16 protein-coding genes are annotated in these 23,039 nt (G+C 57.8%); 12 read left to right on the top strand and 4 right to left on the bottom strand.

Annotated elements, in window-relative coordinates:
• Nucleotides 1-190: 190 nt before the first annotated feature.
• Complete coding sequence (locus KYK14_RS12595; RefSeq protein ID WP_219159230.1) at nt 191-718, top strand: NUDIX domain-containing protein; 528 nt, start codon at nt 191-193, stop codon at nt 716-718.
• 106 nt (nt 719-824) lie between these two features.
• On the opposite strand, the gene KYK14_RS12590 is transcribed toward KYK14_RS12595, so the two are convergent.
• Nucleotides 825-1,382: a hypothetical protein gene (locus tag KYK14_RS12590; RefSeq protein WP_219159228.1), complete on the bottom strand. Its 558-nt coding sequence runs from the start codon at nt 1,380-1,382 to the stop codon at nt 825-827.
• A gap of 176 nt (nt 1,383-1,558) precedes the next feature.
• Here KYK14_RS12590 and KYK14_RS12585 point away from each other — a divergent pair, with 176 nt between their 5' ends.
• Nucleotides 1,559-2,992 carry a 3' terminal RNA ribose 2'-O-methyltransferase Hen1 gene (locus KYK14_RS12585; protein ID WP_219159226.1) on the top strand — a complete coding sequence of 478 codons (1,434 nt, stop codon included), beginning with the start codon at nt 1,559-1,561 and terminating at the stop codon, nt 2,990-2,992.
• A gap of 89 nt (nt 2,993-3,081) precedes the next feature.
• Here the strand turns inward: KYK14_RS12585 and KYK14_RS12580 are convergent, their stop codons facing one another.
• Nucleotides 3,082-3,531: an SMI1/KNR4 family protein gene (locus KYK14_RS12580; protein ID WP_219159224.1), complete on the bottom strand. Its 450-nt coding sequence runs from the start codon at nt 3,529-3,531 to the stop codon at nt 3,082-3,084.
• Between the two features lie 73 nt (nt 3,532-3,604).
• On the opposite strand from KYK14_RS12580, the gene KYK14_RS12575 reads away from it, so the two are divergent.
• From KYK14_RS12575 to KYK14_RS12565, 3 genes are all read left to right on the top strand, one after another.
• Nucleotides 3,605-6,247, top strand: coding sequence for a polynucleotide kinase-phosphatase (locus tag KYK14_RS12575; RefSeq protein ID WP_219159221.1), 2,643 nt, complete (start codon nt 3,605-3,607; stop codon nt 6,245-6,247).
• Nucleotides 6,248-6,316: 69 nt separating this feature from the next.
• The gene (locus KYK14_RS12570) at nt 6,317-7,072 is read left to right on the top strand and encodes a nucleotidyltransferase domain-containing protein (RefSeq protein ID WP_219159219.1); all 756 of its coding nucleotides are present in this window, start codon (nt 6,317-6,319) and stop codon (nt 7,070-7,072) included.
• Between the two features lie 142 nt (nt 7,073-7,214).
• Nucleotides 7,215-8,300, top strand: a complete 1,086-nt coding sequence (locus KYK14_RS12565) for a DNA polymerase beta superfamily protein (RefSeq protein ID WP_219159218.1) — start codon at nt 7,215-7,217, stop codon at nt 8,298-8,300.
• A gap of 195 nt (nt 8,301-8,495) precedes the next feature.
• Here KYK14_RS12565 and KYK14_RS12560 read toward each other — a convergent pair whose 3' ends face one another.
• Nucleotides 8,496-8,735, bottom strand: a complete 240-nt coding sequence (locus KYK14_RS12560; RefSeq protein ID WP_185283874.1) for a hypothetical protein — start codon at nt 8,733-8,735, stop codon at nt 8,496-8,498.
• Between the two features lie 199 nt (nt 8,736-8,934).
• On the bottom strand, nt 8,935-9,960 hold the full coding sequence (locus tag KYK14_RS12555) for a LacI family DNA-binding transcriptional regulator (RefSeq protein WP_219159217.1): 1,026 nt from the start codon (nt 9,958-9,960) through the stop codon (nt 8,935-8,937).
• A gap of 396 nt (nt 9,961-10,356) precedes the next feature.
• Between KYK14_RS12555 and KYK14_RS12550 the strand changes: the two genes are divergently transcribed.
• The 7 genes from KYK14_RS12550 to uxaC all read left to right on the top strand — a co-directional run bounded on the left by KYK14_RS12550 (nt 10,357) and on the right by uxaC (nt 22,874).
• On the top strand, nt 10,357-13,584 hold the full coding sequence (locus KYK14_RS12550) for a SusC/RagA family TonB-linked outer membrane protein (RefSeq protein WP_185283872.1): 3,228 nt from the start codon (nt 10,357-10,359) through the stop codon (nt 13,582-13,584).
• A gap of 27 nt (nt 13,585-13,611) precedes the next feature.
• Nucleotides 13,612-15,393 (top strand): RagB/SusD family nutrient uptake outer membrane protein, encoded by a 1,782-nt coding sequence (locus KYK14_RS12545; RefSeq protein WP_219159215.1) that lies wholly within the window; start codon nt 13,612-13,614, stop codon nt 15,391-15,393.
• Between the two features lie 112 nt (nt 15,394-15,505).
• Nucleotides 15,506-15,850, top strand: coding sequence for a cupin domain-containing protein (locus KYK14_RS12540; protein WP_219159213.1), 345 nt, complete (start codon nt 15,506-15,508; stop codon nt 15,848-15,850).
• A gap of 25 nt (nt 15,851-15,875) precedes the next feature.
• The gene (pelA, locus tag KYK14_RS22185; RefSeq protein WP_246601827.1) at nt 15,876-17,915 is read left to right on the top strand and encodes a pectate lyase; all 2,040 of its coding nucleotides are present in this window, start codon (nt 15,876-15,878) and stop codon (nt 17,913-17,915) included.
• Between the two features lie 34 nt (nt 17,916-17,949).
• The gene (locus tag KYK14_RS12525; RefSeq protein WP_219159211.1) at nt 17,950-19,482 is read left to right on the top strand and encodes a tagaturonate reductase; all 1,533 of its coding nucleotides are present in this window, start codon (nt 17,950-17,952) and stop codon (nt 19,480-19,482) included.
• 6 nt (nt 19,483-19,488) lie between these two features.
• Nucleotides 19,489-21,138, top strand: coding sequence for a UxaA family hydrolase (locus tag KYK14_RS12520; RefSeq protein WP_185283868.1), 1,650 nt, complete (start codon nt 19,489-19,491; stop codon nt 21,136-21,138).
• 296 nt (nt 21,139-21,434) lie between these two features.
• The gene (gene uxaC, locus KYK14_RS12515) at nt 21,435-22,874 is read left to right on the top strand and encodes a glucuronate isomerase (protein WP_219159209.1); all 1,440 of its coding nucleotides are present in this window, start codon (nt 21,435-21,437) and stop codon (nt 22,872-22,874) included.
• Nucleotides 22,875-23,039 lie beyond the last annotated feature (165 nt).

Here is a 23,039-nt window from a genome sequence, read left to right as displayed (position 1 = left end):
GCCAGACCACCAATGCGGGTGCAAGCGGTAACAGGAAAGCGAGCGTTGTGCTTGATTAGCAGCCTGCTATCGACAGCAAGAGGTAGAAAGCTGCGGGCATTGCCGCCGTATCTACCGCAACACGACAAGCTACCGGCCGTTTTTGTTCGTATTGGCTGATAATCTTTCACGAACCGTTTTTTTGCCTTCCATGAAAATAACTGATCGAAAAATCGCTTACGATGGTCACTACAAGCTCAGCAAGCTAACAGTGCAGGACGGCGACAAAGAATTGCAACGAGAGCGTTTTGAGCCTGGGCAGGCCGTGGCCGCGTTGGTTTTCGACACGCAAAAGGAAAAGTTTCTGCTGGTGCAGCAGTACCGGGTAGGCGCCGAGGCCGACGTGCTGGAAATCGTAGCGGGCATGATAGACCCAGAGGATAAAAATCCCGAAGAAGCGCTGCGCCGCGAAATACAAGAGGAGCTAGGTTACCCCGTTGATGCACTGATCCCTATTGCCGAAGTGTATGCTTCGCCCGGTAATTCAGCCGAGCGGCACTATATCTACTACGCCGAAGTCAGCAAGCAAACGGGAACTGGCGGTGGTGTCGCCAGCGAAAATGAACACCTCGAACTCGTGGAGTTGACAGCAGAGGAATTATATAAGGAAAAGCTTCTGGACGCGAAAACACTACTGGCAACACAATGGCACCAATTGTTTAAACAAAAGTATATATAGTATTTTCTATTTATTTCATGCAACATTTGTATAAAAATCGAAATCCCGTGTTACCTGATAGATTAGGTGACACGGGATTTTTATTGTCAGATCAAAATCTGTTCTATTATTGGGTGTTTACTACATACTCAAAGTCTTGCTTGAGCTTTGCGTCGTTAAGTGTCACATATACCGTCTGTTGATCATCAATTTTAACAAATGGTATACTGCGTTTACTCATATATAAGTCACGATTCCAAAATCGACCTTGCCCTTCTGGTAAAGAAGGTACGGCTAGCAATTCTTTGCCAGCTTTATCACGAGCGGTAACGCTGAGCAGAGCTGGGTCGGCGTTCTGTGCGCCGCGCCGATACATAGTAACTACCAGCATTCCACCAGCCGGTAAGGCCTGAAACTTGCGTTGGTAGGTGCTATCGGCCCAGTTATTTATTCGGCGCAGTTCCGTGATTTCTGTGAGCAGCTCGGCGTAGGGACGATAGGCCAGACGCGTGACGGAGGCCGTTATTTCAGCTTCCTCATCGGTGTTTTTGGTGACGTTGAAAACGTAAGCACATTCTTCGTCTTTCTTAGGACGTAGGTATTTTTTGCGCGGCGTGCCCGGTAGCATTTGAGCAGAAGCTTCAAAACTTAGGAATAAAGCGAATAGAAAGAAAAACTGCTTCATGAAAAAGGATAAAGAGAAAGCGGTAAGCAGCCCATATAGCATGGGCAAAATTAGAAAAGAGCAAATTGAGTGCCTGATGCGTGTCCTGTAGCTGTAAAATGCCCCAGTGAATGTGCTTGTAATAAAAAGACCCGTTCTTGTAATATTGGCACTTCGCCATTCTATCATATAATGATATGCTCCTTACAATTACTACCACCCACCAGCCCGCTACTGATCTGGGCTACCTATTGCATAAGAATCCCGCCCGCTTGCAGTCGGTGGATATTGCCTACGGGCAGGCGCACGTGTTCTACCCCGAAGCCACGGCCGAGCGTTGCACCGCCGCCCTGCTGCTCGACATCGACCCCATCGCGCTGGTGCGCAACCACCGGGGCCCGACCGGCGAGGGCTTTGCCCTGGAGCAGTACGTCAACGACCGGCCCTACGCTGCGTCATCGTTTCTGAGCACGGCCCTGGCTAAAGCGTTCAACACGGCCATGAACGGCACCTGCAAGGACCGCCCCGAGCTGCCCGACGTTTCGTTGCCGCTGGAAGCCACCGTGGCGGCCCTACCCGCCACTAGCACCGAGCAACTCCGCCGCCTGTTTGCACCCTTGGGCTACGAGATAGAAGTGGAGGAGCATCCGCTCGACCCGACCGTGCCGCAGTGGGGCGCCAGCCGCTACCACACGCTGCGCCTGCGCCACTCGGCCCTGCGTCTGCGCGACCTGCTGAGCCACCTTTACGTGCTCATTCCGGTGCTCGACCGTGGCGACAAGCACTACTGGATAAGTCAGGACGAAGCCGAAAAACTGCTGCGCCGCGGGGCCGAGTGGCTGCCCCAGCACCCCGACCGGGAGTTTATTACGCGGCGCTACCTGCGTTTTGCGGAGTTTGTCAACCCTACCTTGAAACGGCTATTGGCCCTAGATGCCGAGGCGTCGGATGATGCGTCGGAACCGCTCGCCGAACTAACCGCTATTTCGGATGCTACAGGAGCTGCTGCCGCTGAAACCGCCGCCAAGCAAAACCTGCACGATTTGCGCCTGGACCGCGTGGCGGAGGAAATCAAGGGGATTGGCGCCACGCGGGTGCTGGATTTGGGTTGCGGGGAAGGTAAGCTGGTGCGCCGGCTGCTGAAAAACCCAAAAATCGAGCACATTCTGGCAATGGACGTGTCGTGGCGGGAGCTAGAGCGGGCGCAGCAGCGTCTGCACGTGGCCGAAATGCCCCCGCGCCAGCGCGAGCGGCTCACGCTCACACAAGGCTCTCTACTCTACCACGACCCGCGCCTGGCCGGCTACGATGCGGCCGCCGTGGTCGAAGTCATCGAGCACCTCGACGAAAGCCGACTGGCGGCGTTTGAGGAAGTGGTATTTGCCCGCGCCCGCCCCGGCACCGTGTTCGTCACCACCCCCAACGCCGACTACAACCAGCGATACGAATCCCTCGCTGCCGGCGACTTCCGCCACCACGACCACCGCTTTGAGTGGACGCGGGCGCAGTTCACCGCCTGGGCTGAAGGGGTGGCCGAGCGCCACGGCTACCGCGTGCGCGTGGAGCCATTGGGCCCGGCAGAGGCGGAGGTAGGAGCCCCGTCGCAGCTGGCTGTATTTGAGGTAGGGTAAGAGAGTTGGTTGGATTACAGGCTAATGATAGTGCCGTCTCCGGCCGCGTAGCGGCCATAGGTTTGTAGGGAAGGCACGAACTTCTATCACTAAGATTTACGGCCTTGAACCTCGTCCGGCCAATCTAATAAGCCGCCATTCTTTGTATAAACTCCATCTCGTAGAAATCGATCAATAAAAGTTGCAAGCGAATCAGTCAGAGCAACATTCATATGGTGAATCTGATAGCCAGAAGATTGAGAAGTTAGCTCAACCTCCCATATATCACAATAAGTCAAATACTCGGCTACATAAAACTGTTGAGGCTCAAACTCCCGCTTCTGCTCAAGTATTTCTTCAAGCGGAATAATTCGAAACATATCCTCGGCTGATTCAAAGCCATTACAAAACGAGTAAAACGCTTTGAAATCAGCTGGGAGAGTCAAGCTCATTTCCTGCTCAAATTGTTGAATCAGTTGCTTACTCGCGCCAGGATACAGTGTGATATCTGTTTGACTCAGATTAGCTTTGAGCGTCGAGAGTAACCCGTGAATTGTCATTCTATTCAGGTGATAAACGGATAATGACCTGTTGCCAAGGCGCCGTCTGTCTCTATTTCCTTTTGTCCTCTATATGCCCCAAGATACCCTTAAGCTCCCCGAGCTCTCCCTGGTTTTGCTCATCGGCACCTCAGGAGCAGGCAAAAGTACGTTTGCGCATCGCTTATTTCAGCCCACGGAAATTGTATCGTCGGACCGGTGCCGGGCCTTGGTGGCCGATGATGAGAACAGCCAAGCGGCTACGTCCGATGCTTTTGCCCTGCTGCACTACTTGGTAGGGCTGCGCCTGAAGCGCGGCCTGCTGACGGTGGTAGACGCCACCAACGTGCAGCCCGAGGCCCGCAAAACCCTCGTGCAACTGGCCCGCTACTACCACGTGCTACCCACCGCCATCATCCTCGACGTGCCCGACCACGTGGCTGAGGACCGCAACCGCCAGCGGGCCGAGCGCCAGCACCTGGGCCGCCACGTGGTGCCTCAGCAACGTCAGCAGCTGCGCCGTAGCCTCAAGACGCTCCGGCAGGAGGGATTCCGCCACATCTACCACCTGCGTGGCCCCGAGGAAATTGACGGCGTGCAGGCTATTGTGCGCGATCCGCTCTACAATAACCGCAAGCAGGACACCGGCCCGTTCGACATCATCGGCGACGTGCACGGCTGCTACCACGAGTTGGTGCAGCTGCTCACGGAGCTGGGCTATGTAGTAGAGGAAGAGCCGGTGACTGATGCGCGGGATTTGGGCGTGCGCGTGACGGCGCCGGCCGGTCGCCGTGCCCTGTTTTTGGGCGACCTGGTAGACCGGGGGCCAGCCTCGCCGCAGGTGCTGCGGCTGGTGATGCGCATGGTGCAGGACGGCGTGGCCCTGTGCGTGCCCGGCAACCACGACATCAAGCTGCTGCGCTACCTCAACGGCAAAAACGTGAACGAACAGCACGGCTTTGCCGCTACCATAGCCCAGTTGGCCTCGGAGACGGATACATTTAAAGCGCAGGTGCGCCAGTTTTTGGATGGGCTGGTGAGCCATTATGTGCTGGACGGCGGCAAGCTGGTGGTAGCCCACGCTGGCATGCGCGAGGAAATGCAGGGTAGGGGCTCGGGGGCCGTGCGGGCCTTTGCGCTGTTTGGCGAAACCACCGGCGAAATCGACGAGTTTGGCCTGCCCGTGCGCTACAACTGGGCCGCCGAGTACCGCGGCCGCGCCATGGTGGTATACGGTCATACGCCCGTGCCCGCACCTGAGTGGCTTAACAACACCATCGACATTGATACTGGCTGCGTATTCGGTGGCCGCCTCACTGCCCTCCGCTACCCCGAGCGTGAACTGGTATCGGTGCTGGCGCAACAAGTGTACTGCGAGCCGGTGCGCCCGCTGATAGCTGTCGGCTCTCAGCCGTTAGCCTCTTCTAAAACGAACTCGAACGACGAGCTATCAGCTGATAGCCAAGTGCTAACAGCGCAACAGGAAAGCGACGACCTGCTCGACATCCGCGATGTGATGGGTAAGCAGATCATCCAGACGCGGTTGCTGCCTTCCGTCACGATTCGGGAGGAAAACGCGGTGGCGGCGCTGGAGGTGATGTCGCGCTTTGCCCTAAATCCAAAGTGGTTGCTGTACCTACCGCCTACCATGTCGCCCACCGAAACCTCGGCGCTGCCCGATATGCTGGAACACCCCGCCGAAGCCTTCGACTACTTCCGCCGCCAAGGCCTGGAGCGGGTAGTATGCGAGGAAAAGCACATGGGCAGCCGCGTAGTGTTGGCGCTGGCGCGTAGTGAGGATGCCGCCCGGCGCCGCTTTGGGGTGGTAGGCGAGGGGCCGGGCAAGTGCTACACCCGCACCGGCCGCAACTTCTTCACCAACGAAGCCCTGGAAGAAGCCTTCCTTACACGCTTGCAGGATGCCCTCACGGCAAGTGGCTTCTGGGAACGGTTCCAGACCGATTGGGTGTGCCTAGATGCCGAGCTGCTACCCTGGTCGGCCAAGGCGCAGGAGTTGATTAAGACGCAGTACGCCGCCGTGGCGGCCGCCGCTACTGCCGCCCTACCTCTGGCCGAAGCCGCCCTGGCGCAAGCTGCCACCCGCGGCCTCGATGGGGTAGAAGCCCTGCTGGCCCGCACTTCGGCCCGCCGCACCGCCGCCGACCACTACGCCGATGCCTACCGCCGCTACTGCTGGCCCGTGGAGAGCCTCGCCGACCTGCGCCTGGCGCCCTTCCACCTGCTCGCTACCGAGGGCCGCACCTACTTCGACAAGGACCACGCTTGGCATATGGAAACCCTGCGCGCGATGTGTCTGGCCGATGAAAGCCTGCTCCGTGCCACGCCCTACCGCGTGGTGCATCTGCAAGATAGTGCCGACGTAGAAGCCGCTACCCAATGGTGGCTCGACCTCACGGCCAGCGGCGGCGAAGGCATGGTGGTGAAGCCTTACGACTTCGTTTCTACCACCAAAAAAGGGCTTATTCAACCCGCCCTCAAGTGCCGCGGCCGTGAGTACCTGCGCATCATCTATGGCCCCGACTACCTCCTGCCCGGTAACCTGGAGCGCCTGCGCGAGCGAAACGTGAAGTCCAAGCGCAACCTCGCCCTGCGCGAGTTCACCCTCGGTGTGGAAGGTTTGGAGCGTTTCGTGGCCGGCCAGCCGCTGCGGGCTGTGCACCAGTGCGTATTTGGCGTACTGGCGCTGGAAAGCGAGGCTATGGACCCACGGTTGTAGGTATGTAGCGGCTACCCGCAAGATCTGCAGCAGAAAGCTCATCACTTTACTATTTTTTCTTTCTGGCTCATGCACGCCCGCATCCAAACCGCCCTCCAGCAGCTTGAAGTCCGGCACCATATCCGCATCCTCTACGCTTGCGAGTCGGGCAGCCGGGCCTGGGGTTTTCCCTCGCCTGATTCCGACTACGATGTGCGCTTTCTCTACAGCCACTCACCCAACTGGTACCTGACCCTCGACGCCGGCCCCGACACGCTCAACTTCCCCGTGGACAACGAGCTGGACCTAGCCGGCTGGGAGCTACGCAAAGCCTTGAAGCTGCTGCGCGGCGGCAACGCGGCCTTGTTCGAGTGGCTACAGTCGCCGGTGGTGTACCGGGAGGCGCTGGGCCCCTTGCTGTCGGCGTGCTGGAACCCGCGGGCCGGGCTGCATCATTACCTGGGCCTGATGCGGCGCGGGGTAGAGGACGATCTGACCAGCCAGCATGTACGCCTGAAACGCCTATTCTACGCTCTGCGCTCCACGCTGGCTGCGAGTTGGATTCGGCAACGCCCTGATGAGGTGCCGCCGATGGAGTTCCGGCCGCTCCGTGAGCTATTGCCAGCCGCGCTGCACAGCGTAGTAGACGAGCTACTCGCCCGCAAAGCCACCGCCGACGACAAAACCACTGTGCCCCGTCCGGCCATGCTAGTCGAATATCTGCAAGCTAAGTACGAAGCTGCCCTAGCCGCCCGCGAAACTCTACCCGTCACTCGCCAGCCTGACCCCACGGCGGCGCTAGACGTGCTGTTTCGGGCGTGGCTACCGGACGCGGGTACTATGTAGGGACGCATATTCGCGTCTCGGCGTCAGAACGACCGAACGGATTTATGGTAGAATCACGCCGCCGTTTTCCACCAGAACAGCCCGCTCTAATTAAATAACATCAGCAACGACGAGACGCGAATACGCGTCTCTACACCCGCCCATGACTATTGCCGACCTGCGACAACGCGGCCTGCTTCTCTTCGAAGCCATCAGCGGCAGCCGCGCCTACGGTACCCACCTGCCGCACTCCGACACCGATCTGAAAGGCGTGTTCATCCTACCCGAAACCGAGTTCTACGGCCTCGACTACGTGCCGCAGGTGGCTAATGATACCAACGACGAGGTATTTTACGAGCTGCGCCGCTTCGTGGAACTGCTGCTCAAGAACAACCCTACCGTGCTAGAGCTGCTCGGTACTCCCGAGGACTGCGTGGTGTATAGGCACCCGCTGTTTGCGGCGTTTCGAGCCGAAGATTTCCTCTCGAAGCTGTGTCGCCAGAGCTTTGCCGAATACGCCGTAGCGCAGATCAGGAAGGCGAAAGGACTGAACAAGAAAATCAACCATTCTGAGCCGCCTAGCCGCAAATCAGTGCTGGATTTCTGCTACGTGACGGTGGGTGCAGGCGCGCAGCCGGTAGCCATCTGGCTGGAACGGCGCGGCTACGGGGCTAGTCAGTGTGGCTTGGCCAATGTACCACACCTCACCGACTTGTATGCCCTATTCGTAGATGAAACTCCCGACCAGCGCCACGGCTACCGCGGTCTGGTGCGCGACCCAGAAACGTCGCAGGATGTGCAGCTCTCGGCCGTGCCGAAAGGGGAGGTGCCGGCGGCCTACCTCAGCTTCAACCGTAACGGCTATAGCACCTACTGCCGCGTGTACCGCGAGTACAAGGAATGGGAGCAGAAGCGCAACCCCGAGCGCTACCAAAACACCGTGCAGCACGGCAAAAACTACGACGCTAAAAACATGCTCCACGTGTTCCGGCTGCTGCGCATGGCCGAGGAAATAGCCACCGAAGGCCGCCTGCACGTCCGCCGCCCCGACCGGGACTTCCTCCTACAAATCCGCCGCGGCGAGTTTGAGTACGAGCAATTGGTAACCGAAGCCGAAACGTTGGTAGAACGGGTAAATACCGCCTTTGCTACCTCCACGCTACCCGAAACGCTCAACAGAGAAGCAGCCGAGCAACTGCTGATTCAAACGCGGCGGGCGTGGTACACTATGCGTCAGCACCCGGCATAGAGGCACAATATGTTGCCTTGTCGTTAAACGACTTGCGACAGCATCATTCGCATAAACACCATCAGCAAAGGCGAGATACAAGATATTGCATTTCTACACAGTAAACAGCCATACAATAAGGCAGGGCGCCCAGCACGAGAAGTGTCTCTCGCGTTGGGCGCCCTGCCTTATCGTATGGCTATGCCTATGAGGGTATTAGAAGCGGCGGGCGCGCACTGTGGAGCGGAGCTTGTGGCTGCGTTTCTTGTGGAAGAATTTCAGGCCCTTACGGTTTCCCTTCCGGAAACCTCTGTACACTTTGTAGCTCGGGCGGTGCGTGTATACGCGGCCTTTTGCTTTGGCCCGGGCATAGCGCGTGCCGGGATTAGTGGCCTCAGCAGGCTGAAGCCCACTTAGCAAAAACAAGGCGAAAACGAGCAGCAGGGCTTTGTACATGCGAGCAGAGAGAGTATGATGAGAGTAACAAAGAATAGAACTCTGATAAGAGTAGAAAATTGCGTGCCAGATCCTCAGGGAATAAGAAATAACACGGTGCGGCCTTTTTAAAAATGAAAAGCCTCCCGGGTGGAATCGGGAGGCTTTTAGTCGTAAGGCGTGCCTGGCCAGGCCGGGGTGGGAGCAGCGGGCCGGCGACTTACGAGTGGACGACCGACCGGGTGGATTCTCGGACAATCAAGCGCGTGGGAATTTTGACGGTAGAGGGTGGGGCAGCTTTTTGTTTCTTTTCAATCAGTTCAATCAGGCGCTCTACGGCTACCTGCCCTATTTCCTGGGCAGGCTGCACGACGGTGCTGAGCGCCGGGTTTAGAAGGTCGGCAGCGTTGAGATTCGTGAAACCAATCAGCGATACGTCGTCGGGAATGGCGATGTGGCGCTGATGCAGCGACGCCAGGCAGCCCAGCGCCAACCGGTCGCTGGCCGTGAAAAAGGCGTCGGGTGGGGTAGGGAGGGCCAGTAGCTCGTCCACCATCGGCCCGGTTTCGTCCTGCCCGAAACTGCCGTAGCGTACCAGAGCCTCATCGTAGGGTAGGCCGTATTGCTCCAGGGCGGCACGGTAGCCGGCCAGGCGTTCCTTCGTGATGCTCAACCACGGCGGAATAGTAAGGTGAGCAATACGCTGACGACCAGCTTTAATTAAGTGTTCGGTGGCAGCAAAGGCCCCACCAAAGTTATCGGCCACAATGCGCGTAGTATCCAGCTCGTGCGATACCCGGTCGAATTGTACAATGGGTAGGCCCTGCTCCTGCAACGCCCGCAGGTGCGATACATCGGAGGTTTCGCTGGATAAGGAGATCAGCAAGCCGTCTACCTTCCGGTCCATGGCCTGCTGCATGTTGGCCGCTTCCCGCTCGTACGACTCCTGACTTTGGAAGATAATGACGTGGTAGCCCCGGTTGTAGGCAATGGCCTCAATGCCGTTGATGGCCTGCGAAAAGAAGTAATTGGCAATCTGCGGCACAATCACGCCAATGGCCCGACTACGATTTTCCTTCAGGCTGAGCGCAATGGGGTTGGGGCGATAGTTCAGCCGCTCGGCATACTCCAGCACCAGCTCTTTCGTCTCCTGATTTATCTCGTAGCTACCCCGCAACGCCCGCGAAACCGTGGAAGTTGAGATGTTCAGAGCGCGGGCGATATCCTTTATAGTGACGGTACTCAAAGTAGACTATACTTCTAAAATGCAATTTTAAGGAGAGGGGTAGATGGGATTGAGGGTAGGGGTAGAAGAGCGGGAAAAAGGCTTCGGGAGCAAATCTAACAACTTATTGCATAACAACAACTCGCTTTGACATCGTTCCCGGCAACGTTTGCGGTAATAAATGCTCGCAAGCGTTTTCTTTCCTTGATGCTGCAATGTAATCTTAAAGAGCCGGGTTATGCACCCAATCTCAAAAAAAATATCACTGCTTCTCAGAATAGGTACGAAATCGTTTACTCCACTTCAGGGCCAGTGCCAAGGCCATTTTTACTGCAACGGCTCACGCAAAGTTGCACTAGCATGGTAGGCAAATTTTCGCGCATCACTCCAATTCCTACTCTTATACATTCTGGTTTCATGAAAAAATATCTACTGTCGCTCTGGCTACTGCTGGGGATAGTGTCGCTGGCTGTAGCCCAGCAACGACAGGTAACGGGCGTGGTACGCTCGGCGGATAAGGCTGAGGCCTTACCTGGCGTAACGGTAGTGGAAGTAGGTACCACCAACGGTGCTACCACCGACGGCGAAGGACGTTTTGTACTGACAGTAGCCGGACCCGCTGCTAAGATTCGCCTAAGCTACATCGGGTTTGTGTCGCAAGACGTGACGGTGGGCACGCGCAGCAGCATCACCGTAGAGTTGCGCGAGGACTCCAAGGCCCTCGACGACGTGGTGGTAATCGGCTACCAGGCCGTGCAGCGCCGCGACGTAACAGGGTCCGTGTCGTCGGTTAGTGCGCAGCAAATCAAAGATATACCCGTTAACTCGGCCGCTGATGCATTAGCCGGCCGCTTGGCCGGGGTGCAGGTTACGGCCTCCGAAGGCCAGCCGGGTTCCGATGTGCGGATCCGGGTACGGGGTGGCGGTTCTATCACACAAGACAACTCGCCGCTGTACGTGGTGGACGGGGTGCAGGTGGAAAACGCCTTATCGGTACTTTCTCCGCAGGATATTGCCTCCGTTGACGTCCTGAAGGATGCCTCGGCTACGGCTATCTACGGCGCCCGCGGTGCCAACGGCGTAGTAATTATCACGACCAAAAATGGCCGAGAGGGCAAAACAACGGTGTCCTACACTGGCTTTGCTGGCGTCCGCACCATCACCAAAACATTGGATGTTCTGAATCCGGCGGAGTACCTCGACTACGCTTACGAGCGCTCAGCACTGTCGGGGGCTAGCTACCTGAGCGGATTCAGGACCCGCTTTGGCAGCTCCAACTTCACCAGCGATACACTGAACCTGCTGCGTAATTCGCCCTTCCTCGACTGGCAGGATCGGGTATTTGGCCGCCGCGCTTTCCAGCAGACACACAACCTGACGGTTTCGGGTGGTAGCAAGAGCACTACCTACTCTATTAGCCTGACAGATAACGAGGAGAAGGGTATTCAGTATGGTTCTGACTACAACCGCAAGCTGGTAAACTTTCGCTTCGACCACAAAGCCACCGATAAGTTCCGTATTGGCTTTAACACGCGTTTCAATAACCAGGTAGTGAAGGGTTCGGGCACTTCTACCAACGGCGCTACCACTACCTCGCGCCTGCGCAACGCGGTTACCTACGTGCCATTGGAAACGACGGGTACCACTGCTATAAACCCCGCCGACCTAATCTTCGACGACGATTTGTATAACAACTCGGGGCAGCTGGTGAATCCCATTCTGGCCATCGACAACGAGTACCGCCAGGATAAGCGCCTGCTGATCAACCTCAGCGGCTACGCCAGCTATAACTTCACCAAAACGCTGCAGTTCCGCTCCACGGTGGGGTACGATAATACCAACCGTCGTATCGAATCTTTTAACGGCCAGTTCTCGCCCAGTATCCGCAGCAGCAACTACGCTAACCTGCCCTTTGCCTCCATTGCGACGAGTGTGCTGGGTACGATTAATAACTCAAACGTACTAACGTATTCCCTCACCAAAGGCAAACACGCTTTCGATGCGTTGTTGGGGGAAGAAATTTACCAGCAGCTGCAAACTTCGCAAAATATTCAGACCAACTTCCTGCCCCTGGAAATTACGGCCGATAAGGCCATCAATAACATCAACCAGGGTGTGCCGCCCACGGGCTACACGCAGCCCTACCCCTCCACTGACCAGCCCATCAACTCGCGGTTGCTCTCGGGCTTTGGCCGCCTGAACTACAGCTACGACGATAAGTACTTGCTGACGTTCACGTTCCGGGCCGACGGCTCATCGAAGTTTGCGCCCGGCCGCAACCGGGTAGGCTACTTCCCGGCTGCTTCAGCGGCGTGGCGGATTTCGCGAGAGTCATTCATGCAGAATTATACCTCCACCATTTCGGATCTGAAGCTGCGCCTGAGCTACGGTTTGGCCGGTAACAACCGCATCGGCGACGGTCTTTACTTCTCCTCTTTCACACCAGGCAATGCGCAGTACGCTCTAGGAGGAATTGTGCTGCCCGCTACTTCGGCTACCTCACTGGCTAACCCCAACCTGAAGTGGGAAACTACTGCCTCCAGCAACGCGGGCCTCGACCTGAGCCTGTTCAACAACCGGGTGCAGCTTACGGCCGATGTGTACTACAACAAAACCCGCGACTTGCTGATTAATCTGTCGATTCCCTCTTCCTCGGGCTACCCTTCGCAGCTGGTCAACGTAGGGGCTACCTCGAACCGCGGTCTGGAGTTGCAGGCTACCGCCACGGCGGTACAAACCAAGAACTTTACCTGGACCACCAGCGCTAACATGTCGTTCAACCGGGGCCGGGTAGAAAGCCTCGGGCCGCTACAGGCACTACCACCGCAGTATTCGGGCTGGGCGAGCACCGCTATTTCTTCCGACTACTTGGTGCGGGTAGGACAGCCGGTGGGGCTTATGTACGGTTACGTAACCGATGGCTGGTACACCACCGACCAGTTTGAAGGCTACACCAACGGAAGGTGGGTACCTAGGAACGATGTGGCAAGCGACCAGGGGGTAATTGGTGCCGCCATTGCGCCGGGCTCACTACGTCTGAAGGACCTCAACAAAGACGGCGTGGTGAATGAGCAGGACCGCACGGTAATAGGCAACGCCAACCCTAAGTTTACGGGTGGTCTGAACCAGCAGTTTTCCTACAAGAATTTTGATGCCAGCATCTTCCTGAACTTCGTGTATGGCAATGATGTGTACAATGCCAACAAAATTGAGTTCACCTCCTTCCTGGCGCAAAACACACAGAGCAACGGGTTGGGTATCCTGGCCGACCGCTACCGCACAATTGACGCCAGCGGCCAGAACATCACCGATCTAGCTACGCTGGATGCCGTGAACCAGAATGCCAAGATCTGGTCGCCCCCGCGTCAGTTGCTGGCGCACTCTTGGGCTATTGAGGATGGTTCGTTCCTGCGCATCAACAACGTTACGCTCGGCTACACACTGCCGAAGGCGCTGGTTGAGCGCGCCAAACTCACGCAATTGCGCTTTTACGTGACGCTGAACAATCTCTACACATTCACTAAGTACTCGGGCTACGATCCGGAGGTGAACACCCGCCGCGCTACGCCGCTGACGCCGGGCGTTGACTACGCTGCCTACCCCCGCAGCCGCGCCTTCCTGTTCGGCGTGAACCTTTCGCTTTAGTAATTCCCACAGATCTGTCCTCGAATCATGAAACATATACTTCGTCCTGCCATTCTTGCAGCCACTCTAATGGGCTCTTTGGGGGTAGTTTCCTGCCAGGACTACCTCGATGTGACGCCGGCAGCCCTCTATTCGCCCGAGGATATTTTTAGCAGTGTCAGCAGCGCCACCAGCACCGTTCTGGGGGTGTACGACCCCCTTTCGGGCGACCAGGGCTATGGCATTCGCCTAAACATGTACTACCCCTTCGATACGGACGAGATGCTCAGTAGCCCCGGCGCTTCTGACGCTGGTCGCCGAGGCATCTCCCGCTACGGCGCCATTCCGACCAATAGCGAGATTTCCCGCCCTTGGGACAACCTGTACCAGGGCATTGAGCGGGCGAACATTTGCATCAAGTACATTCCGCAGATGGCGCAGTACACCAGCGGCGCGGCCACGGATATGGCTGCCGTCAAGCGTCTGCACGGCGAGGTACTGGTGCTACGGGCACAGTACTACCTGGAACTGATTCGCAACTGGGGCGACGTGCCAGCACCCTTCGAACCGTCGGTAGCAGGCCAGAACTTCAACATTCCCAAGACCAACCGCGACGAGATTTACGAGCAGCTCCTCGCTGACTTGTTGCAAGCGGAGGATCTGCTGCCCTGGCGTACGGAGATTGGCGCCAAGGACGAGCGTATCACCAAAGGGGCTGCCAAGGCCTTGCGGGCCCGCATAGCACTGTACCGTGGCGGCTATTCCGAGCGCCAAAATGGGCAGATGGAGCGCGGCTCCAATTACCAGCAATACTACCAGATTGCCCACGACGAGTGCGCTCAACTAATGGCCCGTCGTGATCAACACACGCTGCTGCCCAAAGCAGAGGACGTGTGGCGCGCTATCAATGCACGTACGTTGGAAACAACTGAGATTCTGTTTCAGGTAGGTTCTGGAGGAGGTAATAGCACCTCTGATAGCAAACTGGGTACTTACAATGGCCCACGTCTTAACAACTCGCCTAAGTTTGGTACCACCAGTGGTGCCGTCACGGCGCTGCCCAACTACTTCTACGCGTTCGACTCTACGGATACGCGCCGCGACCTGAACGTGACCAAGTATACCATTGAGAGCAATGACCAACAGAAAGCCACTGAAATTTTGCGCTTGACCGATGGCAAGTTCCGCCGCGACTGGCGTGTGCCGCTGCTACCTGGAAACGCGCAGAACCTGGGCTACAACTGGCCTCTGATCCGCTTCGCCGACGTATTGCTGATGTTTGCTGAGGCTGAAAACGAGCTGAATGGCCCGACGGCAGCTGCCAAAGCTGCCTTCGAAGAAGTGCGCAAGCGAGGTTTGGGTACCAACATAGGTACTACTCCCAGCGACAAAGAAGGTTTCTTCAATGCGATTGTGAAGGAACGCTACCTGGAGTTTGGGGGCGAAGGTATCCGAAAATACGACTTGCTACGCTGGAATCTGCTGGCTACAAAGATTGCCGAAACCAAGGCCACGCTGCGGGCTATGCAGGCCGAAACCGGCACGGGCGCCTACGCGAATGTTCCACAGTACATGTACTACAGAGTAATAAATGGAGAGGTACAATTCCTGAACTCCTTCTACCGACCCACGCCGGATAAACCGCCGGTGGTGGCTGGAGCCACAATAACCCGCCTCAACTGGCGGCAGGGACTGGTAGGTTCAAGTGCCACAACATTTATCAATAACGTGGCGGCTGAATACCAGCCAAACAAAGGCAAAGAGTTGGTGCCTATTCCACAAACGGCTATTGATACCAACCCGGCCCTGGTGCAGAACTTCGGCTACTAACCAACTGATTTTTGCTCCCGCTAGCTTCGGTTGTTGGCGGGAGCAGGATAGTGCAGGACATTGCCCACACTGCGCCTGACTACTTTTTCTTCCGTTTGTTGTCCCTCTTTTCATGAATACTTCCCCTTTCACTACCTATACTACTACCTGGCAAGACTTGGGCGGCGGCCTGCGCCGGCAGGTGCTCACCTACGGCCCGGAGCTGATGCTGGTGAAGGTAGCCTTTGAGGCTGGGGGGGTAGGCGCCCCGCACCAGCACCCCCACGTGCAGATCAGCTATGTGGAGAGTGGCGTGTTTGAGGCCACGGTGGGTGAGGAAACGCAGGTGTTGCGCGCCGGCGACACGTTCTACGCGCCCTCCAATGTGCGCCACGGCGTGGTATGCCGCGAGGCAGGTGTGCTCCTGGATATATTCAACCCGCTGCGAGAAGACTTCTTACAACCGTTGGAAGGGTAGGGCCATGCACAACAGACCACAACGAATGACTCGATTTTTTACAGTATTGCTCCTGCTGGTTACAGGAGTAATCGGGGGAAGAAATTCCCTTGCTTATGCGCCGACGGTTAGGGTAGCGCAGGATGGTTCGGGAGATTTCCGAACCATCCAAGCCGCCCTGAACAGCCTGAGCGCCCACGCCGACCAGCAGCGGGTAGTCTACATCAAAAACGGCACCTACGCCGAGAAGGTCTACCTCGACGGCAAAGACCACGTGACCCTGCTCGGGCAGAGCGAAAAAGGCGTGGTGATTACCGTGAGCCAGGCCCGCGACGCCGCCCGCTGTGAGGGCAACCTCGATGACTGGGGCGTGGCTACCCTCAACCTGCGCAATTCCCCCGACGTGACGCTGGAGAAGCTCACCGTCGTAAATAGCTACGGCTTCAACGCCGCGGGCGACATCACCATCGACTGTCCCGCCGATGCCAGCGGGCAGAAGAAAATCAGCAAAACCGGCCACCAAATGGCCCTGCGTACCTTCCCTGGCACTACCCGCTTGGTAGTGAAGAACTGCACGTTCCGAGCCCTGGGTGGCGATACTGTGAGCCCCTGGGACGTGGAAGCCGGCTTGTACTACTTCAAGGACTGTACCCTGGAAGGCGGCGTGGATTTCTACTGCCCCCGCGGCTGGGCCTACGCCGAAAACTGCCGCTTTATCTGCCACAACAGGAGCGCGGCCATCTGGCACGATGGCTCGGCAAACAAAGATTCGAAAACGGTGCTGGTGAACTGCCGCTTCGAGGGCGACGACAATTTCAAACTGGGCCGCTTTCACCGCGAGGCGCAGTTTTACCTGATCGGCTGCCGCTTCCCCAAGAATATGGCCGACGCTGATATTTACTGGGCTGAATCGGGGCCGGGGGCCAAGCAGTGGGGACGGCGCGTGTACTACGCCAACGCCCGCCGCCGAGGCGGCAACTACGCCTGGATGGCCGACAATCTGGCTGCGGCTGAGGGTAGCCCGACCATCAAACAAATAACGCCCAACTGGACCTTTGGCGGCCGTTGGAACGTGGACCCGAAAGCACCTGCCCTACCCGCGCCGCCCGTGGTGGTCGTAGAAAAAGACTCCGTAGCCGAGCGTATGTTGCTCTATCAGCGTAGCGTAGGCGGCTGGCCCAAGGCTGTGGGCGACGTGAAAGTGAAGTACGACCACCCCCTGACGGCCGCGCAGAAAGCCTCCATCCTGGACGATAAAGGGCGCAACGACCCCACCATCGACAACAACGCCACCACCCGGGAAATTCGCTACTTAGTGGAGGCCGCCAAGCGGACTGGCAACCTGGCCTACCGCCGCGCCGCCGAAGATGGCATTCGCTACCTGCTGAAAATGCAGTACGCCAACGGCGGTTTTCCGCAGTACTACCCCGACCACAGCAACTACCGCCACCAGATCACCTACAACGACAACGCCATGATTCAGGCGATGCAGGTGCTGCGTGACCTAGCTGAGCAGCGCGGCGACTATACCCTGCTGGACCAGGGCCTGGTGGAGCCTGCGCGCAAGGCCGTGGCCCGCGGTATTGACTGCATCCTAAAAACCCAATACGTGCAGCACGGCCAGCTTACGGCCTGGGCTGCGCAGTACGACGAGAAAACCCTGCAACCCGCCAAGGCCCGCGCCTTCGAGCTGGCTTCGCTCAGCGGTGATGAAACCGTGGCCATTGTGAAATTTCTAATGGACATTAAAAATCCTTCGCCGGAAATCAAAAAGTCCATTAAAGCCGCCGTAGCGTGGCTGAACAAGGTGAAGCTGGAGGGCTACGCCATCCGTGACGTGACCGACCCCAAGCAACCCAGCGGCCGCGACCGGCTGATTGTACCCGAGGCGGGCTCTACCATCTGGGCGCGCTTCTACGACCTCGACACCAACCGTCCCATCTATGTAGGCCGCGACAGCCAAGTGCACTACTCGCTGGCCGAGATTGAGAACGAGCGGCGCGTGGGCTACGGCTACGCTGGCACCTGGCCCGCCAAGCTCCTGAATCGGGAGTACCCGAAGTGGGAAAAACAGTGGGCCAACTAACCTTCCAATTGTATACTCTTTTAGTCTGCTTTATATGAGAAATCTGTCGCAACGTCTGGTCGCCGGAGATGCACCGGTTGCCGTAGAAATGCCCCAGGCCTCCCTGTTTGCGTTGCCCGAGAAAGTGTTGCAGTTCGGTACCGGCGTGCTGTTGCGCGGCCTACCTGACTACCTCATCAACAAGGCCAACCAGAAAGGGGTGTTCAATGGCCGTATTGTAGTAGTGAAATCCACCGACGGCGGCGACATCACAGCGTTTGAGCGGCAGGATGGGTTGTATACCGTTGGTATTCGGGGGATAGAGGACGAAGAAACGATTGAGCGCAACGTGGTGTGCGCGGCCATCAGCCGCGTGCTGTCGGCCAAGAGCCAATGGGCCGAAGTGCTGGCCTTTGCCGCTGCGCCGGAGCTGCAAGTAGTCATTTCTAATACTACGGAGGTAGGCATTCAGTTTGCCCCCGACGATATCCGGCAGGACACCGCCCCCAGCTCGTTTCCGGGCAAGCTGCTGGCCGTGCTCTACACCCGCTGGCAGGCATTCGGTAACGACCCCAGCAAAGGCCTGGTGATTGTGCCCACCGAGCTGATTCCGGCAAACGGCACGCAACTGGAGAAGATTCTGCTGGAGCTGGCCCACCGCAACCAGCTCGAAAGCGAGTTTATTGACTGGCTGGAAACCGCCAATACTTGCTGCAACTCCCTGGTAGACCGGATTGTGCCGGGCCTACCCGATGCGGACGCTCATCAGCAACTAACCGAGGAACTGGGCTACCAGGACGACCTGCTGACCATGTCGGAAGCCTACCTGCTGTGGGCTATTGAGGGCAATGCGCGAGTACGGGAAGTGCTGTCCTTTCACAGCACCGACAAGGGCATATTCATCCAGCCCGACATCAACCAGTTCCGGGAGTTGAAGCTGCGCCTGCTGAATGGCACGCATACCTTGAGCTGCGGCCTGGCCTTTCTGAGCGGTTTTGCTACCGTGCGCGCCGCTATGGAAGATAAGGCCATGGCCGGTTTCATCTCCAACCTGATGCTGGCCGACCTGCTGCCCGGCATTCCCTACCCCGTGGATGAGAAAATTGCCCAGCGCTTTGCCATGCAGGTGCTCGACCGTTTCCGCAACCCCTACATCGAGCACCGCTGGTTGGCCATCACGCTCAACTACTCGGCCAAGCTGCGCATGCGCGTGCTAGCCGACCTGCTGCACTACTACGAGCGGTTTGGCAAAGTGCCGCAGTACGTGGCGCTGGGCTTTGCGGCCTACCTGCTGTTTATGCGGGCTACCGAGCAGCATAATGGCAAGTGGCACGGCGAGCTGCACGGCGAAAGTTATTCGATTGAGGACTCGCAGGCCGGTTATTTTGCCAATCTTTGGGAAAAGCACGCCGACGAGCCAGCGGAAGTAGTCCATGAGGTACTCGCCAACGAAACCCTCTGGGAGCACGACCTCACCCAGCTGCCAGGGTTTGCCGACCGCGTCACCTACTTCCTGCACCAGCTGCTGGAAGTGGGCGGCCATGCTGCCGTGAAAGCGTGCTTTATTTCGAAAGCTGCTGTGAGCTAAATAATTATGAAGCATTTAGTTGCCAAAATTCATCCGGCCGACAACGTACTGGTAGCCCTCACGGACCTACCCGCTGGCACACCCGTAACCTGGGACGGCACCACCGTTACCACCACCGAAGCCATTCCGGCCAAGCACAAGCTGGCTCTGCAACCCCTCGCCTCCGGCGACCCCGTTACCATGTATGGGGTGCTGGTGGGGAAGGCTGCCTCGGCCATTGGAGTAGGCGGCCGCCTCACCACCGCCAACCTGCACCATGCCACCGATGCCTATGCCGAAAGCGGCCAGCGCCCCGCCTGGCAGGCACCCGACGTGAGCCGCTGGCAGGACCGCACCTTCCTGGGCTACCATCGTGCCGATGGCAAGGTAGGCACCGCCAACTACTGGCTGGTGATACCCATGGTGTTTTGCGAAAACCGCAACATCCAGGTGCTGGAAGACGCCCTGGTAAAGGACCTGGGCTACGCCCGCCAGAAGTCCTACCAGCCCCAGACCCAGGAGCTGATTGCGTTGATGCAGGCCGGCAAATCGGTGGAAGAAATCCTGAGCGTGGACTTGCAGGCCGCCGAAAGCAGCCGCCAGAAAGCCCGCCTGTTTCCGAATGTGGACGGTATCCGGTTCCTGACCCACGAAGGCGGCTGCGGCGGCATCCGGCAGGATGCGCAGTCGCTGTGCGGCTTGCTGGCCGGCTACATCACTCACCCCAACGTGGCCGGCGCCACCATCCTCAGCCTGGGCTGTCAGAATGCCCAGGTGACCATGTTGCAGGACGAAATCAACAAGCGCAGCCCGCAGTTCAGCAAGCCGCTCTATATGATGGAGCAGCAAAAGATGGGCACTGAAGAAAACATGATCAGCGCGGCGCTGCGCCAGACGTTTACTGGCCTGATGCTGGCCAACCAGCAGCACCGCCAGCCGGCTCCGCTCAGCAAGCTGTGCATAGGGCTGGAGTGCGGCGGCTCCGATGGCTTCTCGGGCATTTCGGCCAACCCCGCGGTGGGGCACGTGTCGGATATGCTGGTGGCGCTGGGCGGCTCGGTTATTCTGGCCGAGTTTCCGGAGCTGTGCGGCGTGGAGCAGGAAATCTTGGACCGCTCGGTGAACCAGGAAACGGCGCAGCGTTTCAGCTCGCTGATGAAAGCCTACGGCGACGCGGCCGTGGCCGTGGGCTCTGGCTTCGATATGAATCCCTCGCCCGGCAACATCCGCGACGGCCTGATAACCGACGCGATGAAATCGGCCGGGGCGGCGCGCAAGGGCGGCTCCTCGCCTGTGGTAGCCGTGCTCGACTACCCCGAGCTGGTGACCCAGCCCGGCCTGAACCTGCTCTGCACCCCCGGCAACGACGTGGAATCTACGACGGCCGAGGTAGGGTCGGGGGCCAACGTGGTGCTATTTACCACCGGCCTGGGTACGCCCACCGGCAACCCCATCGCGCCGGTTATCAAGATTGCGACCAATACACCCCTGGCCAAGCGCATGCCCGACATCATCGATGTGAACACCGGCACCGTGATTGACGGCGAGGAAACTATCGAGCAAGCCGGCGAGCGAATCCTGGAGTACGTCATCCGCGTGGCAAGCGGGGAGGAGGTAGCCGCCGTCCGCCACGATCAAACTGACTTTATTCCTTGGAAACGAGGGGTTTCGCTGTAAATAAAAGAACGACAAACTCCCCTCCTCAGATGAGGAGGGGACGTTCAGCCGAAAGGCTGAACTGGGGTGGTTGAAGTCGTTGCTGATGTTGTTTAGTTGAACAGATATAATGAGTATTCCAAACATAAAAAGAACGTCATGCTGAGCCTGCCGAAGCATCTCTACCGTGAGTAATCTAATTACTATCATACGAAGCGGTAGAGATACTTCGGCAGGCTCAGCATGACGTTCAACCCCAAAAAAACCAACCGGCTAACCACCGCTTTCCTACCCACTGCCTAACCCAGTAACTCAGCATGAAAAAGCCCTTCCTTGGTCCGGATTTTCTGTTGCAAACGGAAACCGCCCGGCAGCTCTACCACGTGCACGCCGAGCACCAACCCATCATCGATTACCACTGCCACCTGCCCCCCGATCAGATTGCCGAAGACCGGCAGTTTGAGAACCTGACGCAGATCTGGCTCTACGGCGACCATTACAAGTGGCGCGCCATGCGGGCCAACGGCGTAGACGAACGCTACATCACGGGCGACGCCTCGGACTGGGAAAAGTTTGAGAAGTGGGCCGAAACCGTGCCCTATACCGCCCGCAATCCGCTTTACCACTGGACGCACCTGGAACTGCAACGCTACTTCGACGTGCACGAGCTGCTGGACAAAGACAGCGCCCGCCGCATCTACGACGAGTGCTCCCAGAAACTGCGCACGCCCGAATACTCGGTGCGTAGCCTGCTGCGCAAAATGAGCGTGCGCGTGGTCTGTACCACCGATGACCCCGCTGATTCGCTGGAATATCATCAAGCCATTCGGGATTCGGATTTCGACGTGCAGGTGTTGCCTACCTTCCGGGCTGATAAGGCGATGTCGCCGGAAGATGCGGAGGCCTACAACGCCTACCTCGATAAGCTGGGCGCGGCCGCAGGAGTGGATATTCAGGCGTTTGCTGATCTGGAAAAAGCGCTGCGCCAGCGCCACGACTTCTTTGCTGAGATGGGCGGCAAGCTCTCCGACCACGGCTTGGAGCAACTCTACGCTGCTGACTATACCGACGAGGGAATCGACACAATTTTCAAGAAAGTACGCGGCGGTGAGACGCTGGATTCCGCTGAAGTCTTGAAATTTAAGTCCAAAATGCTGGTGCTGCTGGCCGAGATGGACTGGGAAAAGGGCTGGACCCAACAATACCACATCGGGGCGCTGCGCAACAACAACGCCCGTAAGCTGCGCCAGCTCGGCCCCGATACGGGCTGGGATTCTATTGGCGACTTCCCGCAAGGTGTGGCCCTGTCGAAGTTCTTCGACCGGCTGGATACTCAGGACAAGCTCGCCAAAACCATCATTTACAATCTGAACCCCGCCGACAATGAGCTGATTGCCACCATGATCGGTAACTTCAACGACGGCTCGGTGGCCGGTAAGATGCAGTTCGGCTCGGGTTGGTGGTTCCTGGATCAGAAAGACGGCATGGAGCAGCAGATCAACGCCCTGTCGAACATGGGCCTGCTGAGCCGCTTTGTAGGCATGCTCACCGATTCGCGCAGCTTTTTGTCCTACCCCCGCCACGAGTATTTCCGCCGGGTGCTGTGCAACCTGCTTGGCAACGACGTGGAAAACGGCGAGCTGCCCGACAACATGAACTGGCTGGGCGAAATGGTCAGCAACATCTGCTACGGCAACGCCAGCACCTACTTCGGCTTCACGCCGGTAGAGGAGAAGGTGGCCGCCGAAACGGCGTGAGGCGTGCAGTATGTCTGTCATCCTGAGCTTGCGAAGGACCTTATGCCCGCAGAATGGGTCGTTGGTAAGATGGACGTGCTGACGTGAGAAGGTCCTTCGCAAGCTCAGGATGACAGATGTTCACCAACTCAAGTTACTAGTAACCAACAACACGCATTCAATCCA

The sequence above is a fragment of the Hymenobacter profundi genome (assembly GCF_019334315.1).
Classification (GTDB): Bacteria; Bacteroidota; Bacteroidia; order Cytophagales; family Hymenobacteraceae; genus Hymenobacter; species Hymenobacter profundi.
This window is presented reverse-complemented; position numbering and strand designations above follow the sequence as displayed.

Coding starts and splice junctions, on each gene's coding strand:
- KYK14_RS12595 (WP_219159230.1), top strand. CDS start 191: ATGAAAATAACTGATCGAAAAATCGCTTACGATGGTCACTACAAGCTC.
- KYK14_RS12590 (WP_219159228.1), bottom strand. CDS start 1,382: ATGAAGCAGTTTTTCTTTCTATTCGCTTTATTCCTAAGTTTTGAAGCT.
- KYK14_RS12585 (WP_219159226.1), top strand. CDS start 1,559: ATGCTCCTTACAATTACTACCACCCACCAGCCCGCTACTGATCTGGGC.
- KYK14_RS12580 (WP_219159224.1), bottom strand. CDS start 3,531: ATGACAATTCACGGGTTACTCTCGACGCTCAAAGCTAATCTGAGTCAA.
- KYK14_RS12575 (WP_219159221.1), top strand. CDS start 3,605: ATGCCCCAAGATACCCTTAAGCTCCCCGAGCTCTCCCTGGTTTTGCTC.
- KYK14_RS12570 (WP_219159219.1), top strand. CDS start 6,317: ATGCACGCCCGCATCCAAACCGCCCTCCAGCAGCTTGAAGTCCGGCAC.
- KYK14_RS12565 (WP_219159218.1), top strand. CDS start 7,215: ATGACTATTGCCGACCTGCGACAACGCGGCCTGCTTCTCTTCGAAGCC.
- KYK14_RS12560 (WP_185283874.1), bottom strand. CDS start 8,735: ATGTACAAAGCCCTGCTGCTCGTTTTCGCCTTGTTTTTGCTAAGTGGG.
- KYK14_RS12550 (WP_185283872.1), top strand. CDS start 10,357: ATGAAAAAATATCTACTGTCGCTCTGGCTACTGCTGGGGATAGTGTCG.
- KYK14_RS12545 (WP_219159215.1), top strand. CDS start 13,612: ATGAAACATATACTTCGTCCTGCCATTCTTGCAGCCACTCTAATGGGC.
- KYK14_RS12540 (WP_219159213.1), top strand. CDS start 15,506: ATGAATACTTCCCCTTTCACTACCTATACTACTACCTGGCAAGACTTG.
- pelA (WP_246601827.1), top strand. CDS start 15,876: ATGACTCGATTTTTTACAGTATTGCTCCTGCTGGTTACAGGAGTAATC.
- KYK14_RS12525 (WP_219159211.1), top strand. CDS start 17,950: ATGAGAAATCTGTCGCAACGTCTGGTCGCCGGAGATGCACCGGTTGCC.
- KYK14_RS12520 (WP_185283868.1), top strand. CDS start 19,489: ATGAAGCATTTAGTTGCCAAAATTCATCCGGCCGACAACGTACTGGTA.
- uxaC (WP_219159209.1), top strand. CDS start 21,435: ATGAAAAAGCCCTTCCTTGGTCCGGATTTTCTGTTGCAAACGGAAACC.